The 14,589-nt window shown below is 62.8% G+C and carries 19 protein-coding genes and 1 pseudogene; 10 read left to right on the forward strand and 10 right to left on the reverse strand.

Annotated elements, in window-relative coordinates; all coding sequences use genetic code 11:
* The first annotated feature begins 76 nt into the window (after nt 1-76).
* The gene (locus NKH63_RS18725) at nt 77-1,012 is read left to right on the forward strand and encodes a LysR family transcriptional regulator (RefSeq protein WP_352483113.1); all 936 of its coding nucleotides are present in this window, start codon (nt 77-79) and stop codon (nt 1,010-1,012) included.
* Between the two features lie 317 nt (nt 1,013-1,329).
* Here NKH63_RS18725 and NKH63_RS18730 read toward each other — a convergent pair whose 3' ends face one another.
* The gene (locus NKH63_RS18730) at nt 1,330-1,632 is read right to left on the reverse strand and encodes a hypothetical protein (protein ID WP_352483115.1); all 303 of its coding nucleotides are present in this window, start codon (nt 1,630-1,632) and stop codon (nt 1,330-1,332) included.
* Here NKH63_RS18730 and NKH63_RS18735 point away from each other — a divergent pair.
* The 6 genes from NKH63_RS18735 to NKH63_RS18765 all read left to right on the forward strand — a co-directional run bounded on the left by NKH63_RS18735 (nt 1,621) and on the right by NKH63_RS18765 (nt 6,745).
* A complete protein-coding gene (locus NKH63_RS18735) occupies nt 1,621-2,907 on the forward strand; it encodes a LuxR C-terminal-related transcriptional regulator (RefSeq protein ID WP_352483116.1) in 1,287 nt (428 codons plus the stop codon). The two genes, NKH63_RS18730 and NKH63_RS18735, sit on opposite strands and share 12 nt — an antisense overlap.
* Nucleotides 2,908-3,037: 130 nt before the next feature.
* Nucleotides 3,038-3,679 (forward strand): hypothetical protein, encoded by a 642-nt coding sequence (locus tag NKH63_RS18740; protein WP_023719147.1) that lies wholly within the window; start codon nt 3,038-3,040, stop codon nt 3,677-3,679.
* 39 nt (nt 3,680-3,718) lie between these two features.
* Nucleotides 3,719-4,171: a nuclear transport factor 2 family protein gene (locus NKH63_RS18745; RefSeq protein WP_352483117.1), complete on the forward strand. Its 453-nt coding sequence runs from the start codon at nt 3,719-3,721 to the stop codon at nt 4,169-4,171.
* A 586-nt stretch (nt 4,172-4,757) separates the two neighbouring features.
* Nucleotides 4,758-5,729, forward strand: coding sequence for an MBL fold metallo-hydrolase (locus tag NKH63_RS18755; protein WP_352483118.1), 972 nt, complete (start codon nt 4,758-4,760; stop codon nt 5,727-5,729).
* A 157-nt stretch (nt 5,730-5,886) separates the two neighbouring features.
* Nucleotides 5,887-6,282 carry an acyl-CoA thioesterase gene (locus NKH63_RS18760; protein ID WP_023678380.1) on the forward strand — a complete coding sequence of 132 codons (396 nt, stop codon included), beginning with the start codon at nt 5,887-5,889 and terminating at the stop codon, nt 6,280-6,282.
* A gap of 97 nt (nt 6,283-6,379) precedes the next feature.
* Nucleotides 6,380-6,745, forward strand: coding sequence for a hypothetical protein (locus NKH63_RS18765; protein ID WP_245278591.1), 366 nt, complete (start codon nt 6,380-6,382; stop codon nt 6,743-6,745).
* Nucleotides 6,746-6,795: 50 nt separating this feature from the next.
* Here NKH63_RS18765 and NKH63_RS18770 read toward each other — a convergent pair whose 3' ends face one another.
* Complete coding sequence (locus NKH63_RS18770; protein WP_023719142.1) at nt 6,796-7,164, reverse strand: winged helix-turn-helix transcriptional regulator; 369 nt, start codon at nt 7,162-7,164, stop codon at nt 6,796-6,798.
* A 90-nt stretch (nt 7,165-7,254) separates the two neighbouring features.
* On the opposite strand from NKH63_RS18770, the gene NKH63_RS18775 reads away from it, so the two are divergent.
* On the forward strand, nt 7,255-7,860 hold the full coding sequence (locus NKH63_RS18775) for an NADPH-dependent FMN reductase (RefSeq protein WP_023719141.1): 606 nt from the start codon (nt 7,255-7,257) through the stop codon (nt 7,858-7,860).
* A gap of 75 nt (nt 7,861-7,935) precedes the next feature.
* On the opposite strand, the gene NKH63_RS18780 is transcribed toward NKH63_RS18775, so the two are convergent.
* Nucleotides 7,936-8,328 carry a winged helix-turn-helix transcriptional regulator gene (locus tag NKH63_RS18780; RefSeq protein ID WP_352483120.1) on the reverse strand — a complete coding sequence of 131 codons (393 nt, stop codon included), beginning with the start codon at nt 8,326-8,328 and terminating at the stop codon, nt 7,936-7,938.
* A gap of 98 nt (nt 8,329-8,426) precedes the next feature.
* Here NKH63_RS18780 and NKH63_RS18785 point away from each other — a divergent pair, with 98 nt between their 5' ends.
* Nucleotides 8,427-9,407, forward strand: coding sequence for a quinone oxidoreductase family protein (locus tag NKH63_RS18785; protein WP_352483122.1), 981 nt, complete (start codon nt 8,427-8,429; stop codon nt 9,405-9,407).
* A gap of 49 nt (nt 9,408-9,456) precedes the next feature.
* On the opposite strand, the gene NKH63_RS18790 is transcribed toward NKH63_RS18785, so the two are convergent.
* The 6 genes and pseudogenes from NKH63_RS18790 to NKH63_RS18815 form a co-directional block, all read right to left on the reverse strand.
* Nucleotides 9,457-10,134 carry an HAD family acid phosphatase gene (locus tag NKH63_RS18790; RefSeq protein WP_156948082.1) on the reverse strand — a complete coding sequence of 226 codons (678 nt, stop codon included), beginning with the start codon at nt 10,132-10,134 and terminating at the stop codon, nt 9,457-9,459.
* A gap of 83 nt (nt 10,135-10,217) precedes the next feature.
* Nucleotides 10,218-10,301: pseudogene (locus NKH63_RS18795) on the reverse strand (helix-turn-helix domain-containing protein); the annotation flags it as partial.
* A 90-nt stretch (nt 10,302-10,391) separates the two neighbouring features.
* Nucleotides 10,392-10,826, reverse strand: a complete 435-nt coding sequence (locus NKH63_RS18800; protein ID WP_023719136.1) for an FKBP-type peptidyl-prolyl cis-trans isomerase — start codon at nt 10,824-10,826, stop codon at nt 10,392-10,394.
* A 237-nt stretch (nt 10,827-11,063) separates the two neighbouring features.
* A complete protein-coding gene (locus NKH63_RS18805; RefSeq protein WP_352494905.1) occupies nt 11,064-11,831 on the reverse strand; it encodes an SDR family oxidoreductase in 768 nt (255 codons plus the stop codon).
* The gene (locus NKH63_RS18810; protein WP_352483124.1) at nt 11,828-12,313 is read right to left on the reverse strand and encodes a VOC family protein; all 486 of its coding nucleotides are present in this window, start codon (nt 12,311-12,313) and stop codon (nt 11,828-11,830) included. Before NKH63_RS18810 ends, NKH63_RS18805 begins: the two co-directional genes overlap by 4 nt.
* 72 nt (nt 12,314-12,385) lie before the next feature.
* Nucleotides 12,386-12,571 carry a DUF1127 domain-containing protein gene (locus NKH63_RS18815; RefSeq protein WP_352483125.1) on the reverse strand — a complete coding sequence of 62 codons (186 nt, stop codon included), beginning with the start codon at nt 12,569-12,571 and terminating at the stop codon, nt 12,386-12,388.
* A gap of 192 nt (nt 12,572-12,763) precedes the next feature.
* Between NKH63_RS18815 and NKH63_RS18820 the strand changes: the two genes are divergently transcribed.
* On the forward strand, nt 12,764-13,657 hold the full coding sequence (locus tag NKH63_RS18820; protein WP_352483126.1) for a transcriptional regulator GcvA: 894 nt from the start codon (nt 12,764-12,766) through the stop codon (nt 13,655-13,657).
* Between the two features lie 61 nt (nt 13,658-13,718).
* On the opposite strand, the gene NKH63_RS18825 is transcribed toward NKH63_RS18820, so the two are convergent.
* Nucleotides 13,719-14,495 carry a class I SAM-dependent methyltransferase gene (locus NKH63_RS18825; protein ID WP_023719131.1) on the reverse strand — a complete coding sequence of 259 codons (777 nt, stop codon included), beginning with the start codon at nt 14,493-14,495 and terminating at the stop codon, nt 13,719-13,721.
* Nucleotides 14,496-14,589: the final 94 nt, after the last annotated feature.

Below are 14,589 nucleotides of genomic sequence, written 5' to 3' on the forward strand. Positions count from 1 at the left end.
AACGTGGCAAAGCCTAGCGGCGGCACGCTTTTGATGATATTACAAAGATGGGATAATCTCTGTAATGTAAGCTGACATGGCCGAATTCACCTTGCACGACCTGCAATGCTTCGATGCCGTGGTCCGCTGCGGCGGCTTTCAGCCTGCGGCGGCCATGCTGCATCGCTCGCACCCGGCGGTGTTCGCAGCCGTTGCAAAGCTGGAGCGGCAACTCGACCTCGTTCTCTTGGATCGCAGCGGCTATCGCGTGCGCCCCACCGAGGCAGGGCTGTCGTTCCATCGCAGGGCACAATCGCTGCTGCGCGAGCTCGAGGGCTTGCGGCTTCATGCTGCTCAGCTGTCAATGGGCGAAGAAAGCGAGATCCATGTGGTGATCGGCGACCTTTGCCCGCGCCCGCAGGCACTGGGCATGCTCGGACGGTTCTTCGCCCAGTGTCCGGGCACACGCCTGCACCTGCATTTCGAGGCGGTGGGCGGCCCGTGGGAGCGCCTCTTCGATGACGAAGCCGATTTGATCCTGCACTGGATCGACAAGAGCGATCCGCGGGTGGAATGGATCGATCTGTGCAAGGTGCCATTCGTTCCCGTGGTGGCTTCGGGCTTTCTGCCGGAGCGCATCAAGCACCCCATCACGCCGGATCAGATGCACGCGTTCACCCAATGTGTCATGCGCGACACGGCCCGCCATTCACCGCAACAAGACTACTTCATGATCGAGGGTGCGCCTCAATGCATGGTGGCCGATCAGGGCATGAAGAAGGAAATCATCCTGCAAGGCCTCGGATGGGGCCACATGCCCCGCTTCCTGATCGAGGAAGAACTGCGCGACGGACGCCTGCAATCCATTGCCGGTCGTCATCTGCCAGGCCGCACCGAGGAGTTGGTGGTGGCGCGCCGCCGCGACCGGCCGCACGGGCCGATCTCGAACCGTCTGTGGGATCATATCGAGCAAGAGGCGCCGACGTTGGGGGCGGTTCCGGTAGAGGGCGAAATGACACCTAAGCGGCCATGACAAGTTTCACACGACTGGGATTTTAGCCGGTTTCGCCACACAACAGTCGCTGGACAAACACCTTGCAGACGGCAGGGTGCGACCCTTCCCGGTCCTCGGCGGCGGACGCGATGAACGGCTCGATTGAGCCCGAAACGAACTTCTGCCATGTCGGTAACCTGCCGCCACCTCCTCAGCAAGATATGTGCTATTCTGAGGATATGCCCGCGCCCTCCGACCGATCACCCGACAAGTCGCCGGAAGACGGTGCAGTTGCATCGGATCCGTATGCGGAGCTAGCCAATCGCGGAGATTGGTCCAGGCTTCACCGCGAACTGTCAGACAGAGACCGCCGCAGTGAACTTGGCGGCGCCGAGCTCCAGCGCCTCGGGGAAGCCGCCTACATGCTTGGGCGCCAGGAGGAATTCGTTCGGGACTACGAGAGGGCTTTCGAAGAGCATCTCCGGAACGGACGCGAACGATCCGCAGCGCGTTGCGGCTTCTGGATCGGGCTCACCCTGATGTTTCGCGGCGAATTCGCCCAAGGCAGCGGATGGCTGACCCGCGCCAACCGGTTGGTCGCGGATCATGCGCCGGAATGTGCAGAACAAGGTTACCTTCAGCTCCCAATGGTCGAACAATGCCTCGCCGCCGACAGTCCGGACGAAGCATTCACCCACGCAACACGTGCCGCGGAGATCGGACAGCGCTGCGAAGATCCGGACCTCTTGGCTATCGCGCGCCACCTTCAGGGTCGGATATTGATCGTGCGCGGCGACTATGTGCGAGGCTTCGAACTGCTGGACGAAGCGATGGTTTCGGTCACCTCGGGCCGGCTCTCACCGATCGTTACCGGGCTGGTCTACTGCAGCGTGATCGAGATCTGTCAGAAATTTCATGCCACGAGCCGGGCGAGGGAATGGACATCGGCGCTGATCGGATGGTGCGCGGGACAGCCCGACATCGTTGCCTTCACCGGCCGATGCCTGATCCACCGGGCCGAAATCCTGATCCTCGACGGCCACTGGGACGAGGCCGGCCGCGAGGCCAGTGTCGCCAGCATCCGCCTTCAGCAGGGGCCCTCGAAGCACCACGCCGGTCCGGCATTCTACCAGAAGGGCGAGGTCTTTCGCCTCCGCGGCCAATGGGACGAGGCCGATGCCGCCTATCGCGCAGCGAGCAGGCTCGGGTTAGATCCGCAGCCGGGGCTGGCGCTTATGCGATTGCAGCAGGGGCACGAGCAGCCGGCCCTTTCGGCGATCCGCCGCGCACTGCAGTCGGTCGATGACATTCCGGGCAAACTCCGCCTCTTGCCGGCTGCGGTGGAAATCACTCTCGCTGTCGGTTCGGCCGATGACGCCTGGGAACTGTGCGAAACACTGCGCGACTGCGCGCGCCAATATTCCGCGGATGCAGTCCGCGCCGCAGCCGCCGAGGCTACCGCGCGGGTGCTGATCCATGCTGGTCGAGCCGCGGAGGCATTGGCCCATATCCGGCGCGCAGTGGAGATCCTCTGGGACCTTCGGGCGCCCTATCATCTTGCCCGGATGCGGGTGCTGACAGCGCGGGCCTGTCTCGCAACCGGCGATACTGAAGCGGCGCAGACCGAACTGGACGAAGCGATAAGACTTTTCCGCGAGCTCGGCGCGCGCCCCGACGAAGCCGTTGCCGGCAAGCTGCGGGCTATCATGACGGCGACAGGCAGCGAAGTTCTCACCCTCAGACAGACGCAGGTTCTGCGCCTGATCGCGTCAGGCCTGACCAACCCGGAAATTGCCGGCGAGCTCGGTCTGAGCCAGCGGACGGTAGACCGTCACGTTAGCGATATCCTGACGCGGCTGAACGTGCGCACGCGCGCGGCAGCCACGGCCTTTGCGGTCGAGCACGGCCTGATCGGCATGGGCGTATCTGGGTAATCCTACCCAAGCCAAAATTTCTCGCTGCGTGGGTATTTACGCCGAAGCGGGCAACCGTGACGCGGGTCTAAACTTCATGGCGTGGTAAAGGCCACAGGAGGTTTTCCCGATGCAAACGAATAATAACAGCATGAGCGGGCCGGGCGGTGTCTGGCTCGCCACCGGAACGCTGCTGCTGGCGGCTGCGCTCGTCTTTCACGGGCCACCGGACGCGGATTTGTCTGTTCAGATGCAGAATATCGCCGAGGGCCATGGGCGATGGGCTATGGTCCATTGGACGGCGGCAGCGGCGCTGTTCCTGATCGCCGGCGCTTCGTTCCTGAACCTGGCGCTCAACCCCCGGGTCCGGCATTCGCCGATGCTGAGTTCCGCCTGGATGGTGATGGCTCTCGGCGCCCTGACCACGTTCTCCACCGCAGTCGCCGAGGCATCGGTGGTCGCGGTCGTGGCCGACCGGGGTGACACCAACGCCTTCATGACCTGGTGGGCGTTTTCCGGCGGCATGGGTAACGGATTCTGGGCGCTGGCCTTGGCGACAGCGCTTGTCGCGTATCACGACGCCCGCGATAACGTCGGGATACTGCCCCGATGGGCCGCGATCGTCGGCTCGGCGTTCGGTATCCTTTCGGCAACCGGGTGGACACTCGGTGAGCAGCTCGGGATCGGCATCGGGGGTCCGATCTGGCTGGTTTCCTCGCTTCTCATGTGCCTGTGGCTCGCGTGGTACGGGCTGTCCTCAAGCAGCGTCCGGTCGGGGCAAGCCACGGCGTAAAGCGCCTGATCCAGCATCATCTTGAGACAGGAGGAAAAAATGTCCCTTCAAACGAAGGAAATCGAGGCGACGATCCACGACATCCACGAATTCTTCACCGACTGGGTGGCGGGCCGATGCCCTGGCGACGACGCGACGTTCAAGAAGAACGCGCTCGACCGGATCAGCGACGATCTGGTCGCCATCATGCCAGGCGGCAGGGCGTTCGGGAAAAAAGACTTCGCAGGTTACATGAAGAGCATCTACGGATCGAATCCGGCCTTCCGTATCAAAATACGCGACATCCGGATCAGCCATCAAAGCGCCGACCTGGCGGTCGTGAACTACCACGAATGGCAACGCGACGCGAAGGACTCCGATGAACCGAACAATGGCCGGGTCACGACGATGGTGGTCCGCGATCGCGGCTACAGCCGCGGGCCCGAGATCTTGCAGGTTCATGAAACCTGGCTCCCAGCCGATGTCGTTCAGTCCGCGGATTTCGCGTTCTGAAAAGCGTCGGTCCGAAACGGGCAGGGAAAGGAATTGCGCTGGCGGGACCATCGGCTCTGCCGCCGTCATGGAGCCAGAACTTTGCTTCTTTTCAGCCCGAATTGATCCACATTCAACGTCCAGCTAGTCCAGCAATCCGGCCATTCCTTGCGTTCGCGTGGAGCGTCCGGCCGTCATCTGCCAGGCCGTACCGAGGAGTTCGCGGTGGCGCGCCGCCGCGACCGGCCGCACGGGCCGATCTCCAACCGTCTGTGGGATCATATCGAGCAAGAGGCGCCGACGTTGCGTCGAGCGCTCGAGCCTCGGAAGCCTGTCCAGTAGGCAAAGCCGGGGCTCGGCCAGGCCGTTCAGCGGACGGCCAAACGAGCGGCCTTACCCGCCTAAATTGATTGCTGCATAATTTGCAGCAGTGAACTGCATCCCGTCGCTATTCCAGCTGCTTGTGAGGCGCATTATTGATGTCGCAAAGAGTTCGCCATGACCCGCGCCGACCCCGCTCGAAGAGTGGTCCGAGGGGTCGGCATCCGCACTGGCAGCGACGACGTAGTCTGGGACTAGCTTCATCTGCAATTCGAAGGACAAGACCATGAATATCGACCGTCGAACGTTCGGCCTCGGGACCTTTAGTGCCGGCGCCCTGCTACTTTCCCCGATCAGCTTCTTTGGGAGCAACGCTGCGGCTATCGCCGCCCCGTCTCCGGCTTCGCTTGCGAGTGCCCACAGGTTCATGCTCGGCGACCTCGAAATCACAGCACTGAGCGACGGCTATCTCAATCTCGGCCTTGAACTCTTCCCTTCCGCCGATCCGGCTGCCGCTGAAGCGCTTTTGGCAAAGGCATTCCTGCCAAAGGCACTCCCGACCTCGGTCAACGCTTACCTTGTCACCAGGGGCGACAGGCGGGTGCTGATCGATACCGGCACGGCATCGGCGATGGGGCCTATACTGGGACATATACCTGAGGCGCTCGCAGCCGCCGGCGTCAGGCCGGAAGAAATCGACACGGTAATCATCACCCACCTCCATCCCGACCATGCCAACGGCCTTGTCGGAATTGGCGGCAAGGCCGCCTTCCCGGGAGCGGAGGTCGTGGTTGCCGCGCCGGAATTCGCTTTCTGGCACGATGACGGGATCCTATCCAAGGCGCCCGACCAGATGAAGCCGTACTTCGAAATAGCGCGCAAATCGCTGGTGCCTTACCATGGCAAAGTCAGGAAGATCGAAGGCGAGGTCGAGATCGCGCCCGGGATCAGGGCATTGCCTGCGCCCGGACATACGCCGGGGCATCTCGCGCTTCGGATTGGCTCTGGTGACGCCAACCTGCTGCTCTTCACTGACGTAATCCACGCCTCCGCGCTGCAATTTGCGCATCCGGAATGGGCAATCGCTTTCGACGTGGACCAGGCGGCCGCAATCGCCACACGCAAGAAGGTGCTCGACATGGTGTCGGCGGATGACCTGCTCGTCGCAGGCATGCACCTGCCCTTCCCAGGCATCGGTCATGTGATCCGCGAAGGCAACGCCTACGCCTACGTCCCGACGCCGTGGCCCGCTTTGTAAAGCGCGCCTATTGGTAAGCTCTCGGGCGCGCCAGCTTTCTCACCTCGGCCATAGAATGCATCGCCGAACGTCAGGCCGCGACACCATTCAGTGGCGTTGACCTGTCCGTGCCAGGACGGTACGGGGTCGGACGATCGGCTTCGAGAGGATTGGCCAAATGGTGCATTACGCGGACGGGCGGCCGATCGGCGATTTGACTCTGCGGACGCTGGCCATGCCTTCCGACGCCAATGCGGCGGGCGATATTTTTGGCGGCTGGGTGATGGCGCAGATGGATCTCGCCTGCGGCATCCGCGCCGCCGAGCGCGCCAAGGGCCGCGTGGTGACGGCGGCGGTGAAGGAAATGTCCTTCGCCAAGCCGATGAAGATCGGCGACACGCTGTGCATCTATACGCATGTCGAACGCGTCGGCCGCACCTCGATGACGCTCAAGGTCGAGGCCTGGGCGCAGCGCTATCTCTCCGACCTGATGGAGAAGGTCACCCATGCCGACTTCGTCATGGTGGCGCTGGACGGCGAAGGCAAGCCGAAGGCGGTTCCGGCGGAAGGCTGACCGGCCTGATTCCAGAAGACGAACTTAAACAGCCGTCTCTCCCGCGCGGGGGATGCGGGCAGCGATCCGGCGTGGTCTTTGACCAACGGGTTCCCGCATGCGCGCCTGCAGCGCGAGCGACGGGATCTTGGGAGGAAAGACAATGCGTCAACACATGCTGAACGCTGCCCTGGCCGGTGCGTTTGCAGCCTTGCTCTGCCTGTCGTCCGCAAGCGCTTTTGCCGAGGTCAAAAAAGGCGATCCAGGCGCCACCTGCACGTCGGAAAACCGCACCATCAACGGGCAGGCGGCCAAGTGCGAGATCTGCTCGGCGACGAAATGCGACACCAGCGGTACGACGGTGAGCAATTGCCGGAAGGAGACGACCACGACCTGCACGATTGGCGGCAAGGTGGTCAGTCCCAACCCGAAATGGAACCGGATCGAGAAGCTGCCGAAGAGCAAGATGCAATTACAGCAGTAGGGCTCATCCGGAGGATCCCCGTCAGGTTCAAACCCTTGCAGCGCAAGGGCTCAGCTGTGCATGGCGTCGAATTTTTCGCGCGCGACCTTGACACGCTCGGTGTTCTTGCGCGCCCATTCGCCGAGTGCACCGACCGGCACCAGAAGCTCGTAGCCAAGGTCGGTCAATTCGTAGTCGACCCGCGGCGGGATGGTCGCGAACACGGTGCGCGTGACGAAGCCGTCGCGCTCGAGCCCGCGCAAAGTGGTGGTCAGCATCTTCTGTGAAATGCCGCCGACCGCGCTGCGCAGCTCGTTGAAACGCAGCGGCCCGTCGCCGAGCTTGCCGACGACGAGCACGGTCCATTTGTCGCCGACGCGCTGCAGGATTTCCGAGATGGCGCGGCAGTCCTCGGTGCGGTGCGGGTGCCTTGGTAACAAAAAAGTGCCTCCTTGCACATTGAGCGGCCAGTTACTCATATAGCGCAGGTATCTAAACGATACCAGTATTCCTGTAAGGAGAGCCCCTCTATGTCAAAACCCAAAATCGCCATCGTCATTGGTTCGACCCGCGCCGCGCGCTTTGCCGACGTCCCGGCCCAATGGATTGCCAAGATCGCCAGGTCGCATGCCGACATCGATGTCGAAGTCGTCGACCTGCGCGATTTCCCGCTGCCGTTCTTCGATGAGGTCGCATCCTCCGCCTGGGCGCCGTCGCAGAACGAAGTGGCGCAGCGCTGGCAAAAGAAGGTCGCCGGATTCGACGGCTTCATCTTCACCGCCGCCGAATACAATCATGGCCCGACGGCCGTGCTGAAGAACGCCATCGACTACGCCGCCAACGAGTGGAACAAGAAGGCGGCCGGCTTCGTCGGCTATGGCAGCGTTGGTGGCGCGCGTGCGGTCGAGCAGCTGAGGCTGCATGCGGTCGAGTTGCAGATGGCGCCGGTGAAGTCCGCCGTCCACATCGCCTGGGCCGATTTCCTTGCCGTCAAGCAAGGTGAGAAGAAGCTCGATGAATTCGAGCACCTCAACCAGGCGGCAACCGCGCTCGTCAACGACATTGCATGGTGGGCCAGGGTACTGAAGACGGCGCGTCAGGCCGATGCCGTCGCCGAGGAAGTCAAGGCGGCCTGAGCGCAGGTTCGAACAATCCTCCCAAGGATTAATTCTCCCAAGGATTCAGGGCGGCGCATGCGCCGCCCGTTTTTTTCAGACGGCATGCGCGTCCTGCGCTTGCCTTGGCCTGATGATGCAATCGGCAAGGCGGTCCATCTCATTCAACTCGTCGGCGTGGTGCTGACCCCACTGGCAAAGTGCCAGCAGGATGGGCTCGAGGCTGAGGCCGAGCCGCGTCGCCGAATATTCCACGCGCGAGGGGATCTCGGCAAAGATCTCGCGGCGAACGAGGCCGTGCTCTTCCATGTCGCGAAGCTGCTGGATCAGCACTTTCTGCGTGATATTGGGCATCAATCCTTGCAGCGCCGACAGCCGCCGCGGCCCGTCGAAGAGATGGTAGAGGATGATCGCCTTCCAGCGGCCCGAAATCACTTTCAGCGCGCGCTCGGCCGGCAGCATCGGCAGTCTCTTGATCAGCTTGGCCATGGTCACCTCCCGGTCAGCGGCGGACAAATCGGTGTGTGGTCGAAGCCAGGCAGATAGTGGCAAACAGCGGCCGATGCCAATAACGATCGGTGCATGTGATGAGAGCCATTCAACTGAACCGTTTCGGCGACCCTGACGTTCTCGAAATGGTTGAGGTGCCGAAGCCCGAGCCGCAAGCCGGCGAGGTCCTGGTCCGCGTTCGTGCGGCCGGGGTGAATTTCTTCGAAGTGCTGATGCGCGCAGATCGCTACGCGGTGACGCCGCAACTGCCGATGATCCTTGGCGTCGAGGCCGCCGGGATCGTGGAGGCGCTCGGGCATGGGGTGGATGCTTCCTTGCTCGGCACGCGCGTCGCCGCGCCGTTGTTCGCCTCGAGCCGCCCGTTAGGCGGCTATGCCGATTATGTGACGATTGACGCAAGCCTGGCCGTGCCCTTGCCGGATGCGCTCTCGTTCGAAGCCTCGACGGCATTGATGGTGCAAGGACTGACGGCGTTGCATCTGTCGCGGCAAAGCCCGTCGGCCGGCAAATCGGTGCTGGTCGCCGCTGCCGCGGGCGGCGTCGGTTCGTTGCTTGTCCAGCTTGCGAAGCGGGCAGGGGCGAGCAATGTCATCGCGGCTGCCGGCAGCAAGGCCAAGCTCGATCTTGCTTTGTCGCTGGGGGCCGACGTTGCCGTCGACTACAGCAAAACGGACTGGCCAGAGCGCATCCGGGTAGCGACAGGCGGCGCCGGCGTCGACATCGTCTACGACATTGTCGGCGGCCCGCTGACGGCGGTTGCGCTGGAGGCTCTGGCACCTCGCGGAGAGCTGGCGTTTGCCGCACTTGGCAGATACGCGCTCGGCGCCCCGGAGATGGAGGCGATGATCGGCCGCAACCAGTCGCTGAGGGGTTTTGCACTGCTGCCGCTGCTTTCTCCAGACGTGCTCCGTGACGGCCTGTCGGGGCTCTTCAATCTGGCGGCAAATGGTGAGCTTAAAGTGACCAACGGCGGTCGCTTCCCGCTCGACCAGGCCAGTCAGGCGCATCGCCTGCTGGACGAGCGCGGCGCGACCGGCAAGGTCGTCTTGATACCCTAGTAGGTGCTCGGCAAGGAGCCGGGGATCCGGGCTTGTGCCGTTCCGGCCGTCAGCGAACCCGATAGAACGGATTTGGCAGCAGGAACAGCTTCTCGGCATGCCCCCCGAACAAGTCGGATGGCTGGTCGCCGACATTGGCAATTATCGTGTAGCCGGCCTTTTCGATTTCGGCCCTTATGGGTGCCTTGAAATCTGCGGCGGAGCCGTATTTGGCCCCAGGCTGGACCATGTAAAGGTGCTCATAGCCGGCATAGCCGGCCGACTGCAGGTTCTGTTCGGTTGCCTGACGCTGGTCCTCCGGACGTCCGGTGATGAAGAACACCGCGACTTTCGCCGTTTGCGCCTGCCGGAAGACCTCCAGCACCGGGTCAATGGCCGGATCCTTCGCAAGCTGGTCCCAGGCGGCCCAGCCACAGGGACCGTCGATTGCGATATCGCAGGCACCGCTGATCGGGCGGCCGAAATTGTCACGTGTGATCACTTCCCAGTTGGCCAAAGCCGTCTCGTCGATGTCGAGCACCAGTGCGGGGCGAGGCACCTCCGTCGCGCGCTTGACGACCCAGTCGCCGGCCTGCTTCGCCACTGCGGCAAGGTCGCGATCATAGTCGCCGGAATCATGATAATTGGCAGCCGCCAGCATCGCATCGCCGACATTGGCTGGCTGGGACGGGCTTGTGAGAAGGAGCGAATCGGAACGTGCCGGCACAGGAACATTTGTGCCGATCATCAGCACGATTGCCCCGACACGCGCAATTCTATTCCAACCAATCGCCCGCATCATGAGACTTTGCGGTCACGAGAAGTCCGCTGTCAAGCGAGACCGAACAGACGACCGTGCTCCCGGGTGAATTGTGACACGCTTTCGTAACCGACCGCGAACGCCGCGCTGCTCGCGGTCTTTTCCTCCGACAGGTGACGCACCGCCGAAATCTCCGGCGCAAGTGCGTCACCCCAGGTCATAGCCAACACGGCCTTGACCGTGCCCTACGCCGCCTGAACGATCTCGACCAGTTCAACGTCGAACACCAGATCCCGCCCGGCCAACGGATGATTGCCGTCGAGCTTGACGCTGGCGTCGTCCACGCCGACGACTGTTACCGGCATGGGGCGCCCTTCTGGGGTTCTGACCTGCAATCGAGTGCCGATATCGACGTTGATGTTGTCTGGTACGCGGGCGCGGTCAACGGTCATGACCGCTTCGGGGCGGTGGGGGCCATAGGCGGCCTCGGCGGGAACAGTCACGGTGCTTTTCGCGCCCACCTCCATGCCCTCGACATGGGTTTCAAGACCGGGAATCACCTGTCCTTCACCCAGCGTGAATTGCAGCGGTTCGTTGCCGGAAGAATCGAATTGGGTGCCGTCTGCGAGGCGGCCATTGTAATTGATGCGCACGGTGTCGCCATTCTTGGCCTGTGTCATGGTAGTCATCCTTTTGGAAGGTTTTGAGGGGCCGGCCAGAGCTCACGGTCCCGTCCTCGATCATCCACGCACTCAAGTGCACGGCGCGAAACGTTAAAACTAGGTGCCTGGCTGCCGATGTAAACCCCGATTGAGCTACGTCGGTATGACGCCGCCGGCGCTCGCCGCCTCCGGCAGGAGTGCGCCGGACTGGCGGTCATGCCGCCTCAACCCATTCAGGCGGCGTGCAAATGGCGGCTAGATCAGGTTATGGCCGCCATCGATGCGGATTGTCTCGCCGGTCGTGAAGTCACTTTCCATGAGGTAGAGGTAGGCGGCGGCGACGTCCGCAGCGGTCGGAATTTTTCTCGATGGCAACCGGGCAGCCATGTCGGCAAAGAAGCCGGATTTGGCTTCTCCAACGATGTCCCACATCGGTGTGTCGACCCATCCGGGCGACACGACATTGACGCGCGTCGGGCCCAGTTCGAGCGCCAGGGCGCGGGCGAAGTAGCTGAATGAGCCGGCAATCGCCGCGACGACTGAGCCTCCCGGCACCGGCGGCTTGTCCTTGTTGATACCCGACGTGAAGGTCATGGAGCCGTCGGCCCTCAGGGTGCGCACCGCGTGCTTGGCGAGCATGACGGCGCCAATCAGCTTGTTGTCGACGAAGCGCCGCACCGCCTCCATGTCGGCGCGCTCGATGGGGTCGCCGGGCGGCAGTGTTCCGGCTGTCGATACGAGGTGATCGAACGCACCGACTTTGTCGAACAGGCGAGCGACGCCCGCTTCGTCGGTCATGTCGGCGACCAAGCTTGTCACGCGATTACCCGCATTGAGCGCCCGTTCGGCGGCCTGCAGTTTCTCGTGCGACCGCCCGACGATCACGACCTTAGCTCCGCTGTTGAGCGCAGCTTCCGCGACGCCAAGACCGATGCCGGAACTGCCTCCGACGACGATGACTTTCCTGTCCACGAGCGATGTCACGGGAGGTCTCCATTCGTTTGCGATGTAGGTGAGGGTCAAGCCTTGCCGGCGTAGGCGGCTTCGAGGTCGGCGATGATGATCTTGCGCATCCCATACATCGCCTGCCGGACGCGGTTGGCCTTTTCGCGATCCGGATCGGCACTGAGCCGCGGCAGGATTTCCGGGATGACCTGCCAATAGACGCCGAACTTGTCAGTGAGCCAGCCGCAGGGTTGTTCCCTGCCGCCGCCGGCGGTGAGCGCCTCATAGTAGTAGTCGGTCTCGGCTTGGTCCTTGGTCTCGATGTAGAGCGAGAGCCGCTCGTTGAAGGGCGGCTGCGGCCCGGCGTTGAGCGCTGTAAGGTGCAGTCCCTCGAGCTCGAAATCGAAGGTGGCATGCGGGACCGTCTTGTTGGTTCCGGACACCCAGTCGGTGTATTCGATCGTCTCGAGCACTTTGCCGTTCTTGAAGACCGAGAGATAGAAATCGCGGGCCTCCTTGGCGTCGGTGTTGAACCAGAGGAATGGATGGATGGTGGCCATGTCCGTTCTCCGTTAATTCCTTGCGACAGCGATCTTTCGCGAAGAACCTGTCCGCCGTTACTTTCGTTCAGGCTAGCGGCGGTCCGACTGCCGATAGATCGAGCCGTCCCAGTCGCGGGCAAACCCGAGGTCTTCGAGCCGGCGGGTCGAGAAGCGTGCAATCAGCCGCTCGGTCCGGCGCCGGCTGCTCGAGGCGAGGATGCGGCCGGCCATGCCGGTCAGGACGTCGACGATTGGTTCAACTCGTTTGGCGCTCATGGTGCTCTCCGTGGATGTGGGCGGTTGCCCCGCGACTTTCGTCAGCGAGAGTATCAGTCACATCAGACTTGCCTCTTGCAGCGGCGGCGGATGACTGATTACGTGAGCAAACATGCCGTCTTCCGGTCTGGACGACAAACGACTTATCGGCGACAGTATGTGAGCAAAGCTCACACATGCAGGTATCGAATCATGCACCGGAAGCTGCCTCCCCTCACCACCTTGCCGAGCTTCGAGGCCGCGGCGCGCCTGTTGAGTTTCTCCAAGGCGGCAGAGGAACTTCATGTCACCCACGGCGCCATCAGCCGGGCGATCAAGAACCTTGAGGATCAGCTCGGTGTGCAGCTGTTCGAGCGCGGTACGCGTTCGGTGAGCCTGACCGCCGTCGGCGAGCCCTATGCGCGGGCGGTGCGCGAGGTGCTCGACCAGTTGGCTGCCGCCACCGCTGCAGCAACGGCCCGCTATTCGAGCTCGACACTGAACGTCAGTACCTCCGATGGCTTCGCGGGGAGATGGCTGGTGCCACGCCTCTATCGCTTTCACCGTGCGCATGGCGACATCGATGTGCGGGTTTCGACGAGCGGGAAGCTGACCAACTTCCTCGGCGACGGCATCGATGTCGCGGTCCGCTATGGCAGCGGAAATTATGCGGGGCTCACGTCAGAGTTCTTGACCGGCGAGGAGGTGTTTCCAGTGTGCAGCCCAAAGCTTCTTGAGGGTGCACATCCGCTCCGCACTCCTCAGGATCTTAAACATCACACGCTGATCCGTGACAGCTTTCCGATCGACTGGGCGACCTGGCTCGCAAGCGCCGGGGTCGACGGCGTGGACCCGCAGAGCGGGATTACCTTCGACTCTGCCACCTTTGCGATGGAGTCGGCAGCACAAGGCGAAGGGGTGGTGCTGGGCCGGACCATGCTCGTTGCAGCCGACCTTGCCGCCGGGCGACTTGTCCGCCCCTTCGGCCACGCCCTGAAATCCCCCTCCAGCTTCTATCTCGTCTACCCGCCAGCGGCGATCCGTCAGCGCAAAGTCAGGGCTTTTCGGGATTGGCTGCTTTCAGAAGTCACGCCGCAAATAGGGTGACGGGAAGGCCGAGCCGAGGGGACAGTTCGCCTACAGATCAATGTCCGAAAAACCGCTACTATCAGCTCGCCCGAACTGCGGTGATGATCCAGGCACGCGAGTCGAAAAGCACGCCGTCCGCGGTCAAGCGCGCGTCGAGCAGTTCGCGCAACCGCCGCAGCGCCGCAGCGACATCCACATCCGCGCTAGCCAGCGGATCCTTCACCAGTTGCAGGCCAAGCAAAGCGTCATAAGCCGCATCGACGTCCAGGCCATAGAAAACCGGTTCATGCACTTCGGCAAAGTCGACCGAAACAAAACCGGACGCACGCAAGACCTCCGCGGTGATGACGGGGTCACCGAGCGAAAACGGGGTGGCGGCGGCTGCCGATATGGCGGTCCCCGGCGCAATCGCCCGCTGAATGGCAGTCGCCCACTCGTTGCGGTCCTGGCCCTGCCATACCATCCACACAAGACGTGCCCCTGGTCGCATCGCCCTGCCGATATTGGCGAACGCCGCCGCCGGATCGGCAAAGAACATCACGCCAAAGCGACTGATGCACAAATCGAAGCCGGCAGGCGGAAACGCCAGCAATTGCGCATTGCCGCGCTCGAAGGCGACGTTTCGCAATCCCTCGTCCGCGCTACGCCTCCGGGCGAACTCGAGCATCTCGGCCGATACGTCCACCCCGAGCACGCTGCCTTCCACCGCGACGCGGGCAGCATCGCGAGAAGATTGTCCCGAGCCGCATCCGATATCGAGCACGCGATCACGCGTTCCCGCCTTGACGGCAGCCCTGAAGACCTCGTTGTGCCGTCGCAGCTCGGCGTCGTAAAACTCGGCGCAGTTCAACACCATCGCACGCCTGCCTGGACATGATGGGCACGGCGGCATTCCCAGCCGCTCCGCTCTGATCTTGTCGATGATCTCCTCAGCCGGGTGATGCACCGAC

The organism is Mesorhizobium sp. M0960 (assembly GCF_040319055.1).
In the GTDB taxonomy this organism is placed as follows: Bacteria; Pseudomonadota; Alphaproteobacteria; order Rhizobiales; family Rhizobiaceae; genus Mesorhizobium.

Bases quoted from the DNA above. Each gene is read 5' to 3' on its own strand.
- NKH63_RS18810 (WP_352483124.1), bottom strand. From the start codon at position 12,313: ATGGCCACCATCCATCCATTCCTCTGGTTCAACACCGACGCCAAGGAG.
- NKH63_RS18745 (WP_352483117.1), top strand. From the start codon at position 3,719: ATGTCCCTTCAAACGAAGGAAATCGAGGCGACGATCCACGACATCCAC.
- NKH63_RS18775 (WP_023719141.1), top strand. From the start codon at position 7,255: ATGTCAAAACCCAAAATCGCCATCGTCATTGGTTCGACCCGCGCCGCG.
- NKH63_RS18820 (WP_352483126.1), top strand. From the start codon at position 12,764: ATGCACCGGAAGCTGCCTCCCCTCACCACCTTGCCGAGCTTCGAGGCC.
- NKH63_RS18815 (WP_352483125.1), bottom strand. From the start codon at position 12,571: ATGAGCGCCAAACGAGTTGAACCAATCGTCGACGTCCTGACCGGCATG.
- NKH63_RS18725 (WP_352483113.1), top strand. From the start codon at position 77: ATGGCCGAATTCACCTTGCACGACCTGCAATGCTTCGATGCCGTGGTC.
- NKH63_RS18790 (WP_156948082.1), bottom strand. From the start codon at position 10,134: ATGATCGGCACAAATGTTCCTGTGCCGGCACGTTCCGATTCGCTCCTT.
- NKH63_RS18780 (WP_352483120.1), bottom strand. From the start codon at position 8,328: ATGGCCAAGCTGATCAAGAGACTGCCGATGCTGCCGGCCGAGCGCGCG.
- NKH63_RS18755 (WP_352483118.1), top strand. From the start codon at position 4,758: ATGAATATCGACCGTCGAACGTTCGGCCTCGGGACCTTTAGTGCCGGC.
- NKH63_RS18765 (WP_245278591.1), top strand. From the start codon at position 6,380: ATGCGCGCCTGCAGCGCGAGCGACGGGATCTTGGGAGGAAAGACAATG.
- NKH63_RS18740 (WP_023719147.1), top strand. From the start codon at position 3,038: ATGAGCGGGCCGGGCGGTGTCTGGCTCGCCACCGGAACGCTGCTGCTG.
- NKH63_RS18735 (WP_352483116.1), top strand. From the start codon at position 1,621: ATGGTCGAACAATGCCTCGCCGCCGACAGTCCGGACGAAGCATTCACC.
- NKH63_RS18785 (WP_352483122.1), top strand. From the start codon at position 8,427: ATGAGAGCCATTCAACTGAACCGTTTCGGCGACCCTGACGTTCTCGAA.
- NKH63_RS18800 (WP_023719136.1), bottom strand. From the start codon at position 10,826: ATGACACAGGCCAAGAATGGCGACACCGTGCGCATCAATTACAATGGC.
- NKH63_RS18825 (WP_023719131.1), bottom strand. From the start codon at position 14,495: ATGGTGTTGAACTGCGCCGAGTTTTACGACGCCGAGCTGCGACGGCAC.
- NKH63_RS18760 (WP_023678380.1), top strand. From the start codon at position 5,887: ATGGTGCATTACGCGGACGGGCGGCCGATCGGCGATTTGACTCTGCGG.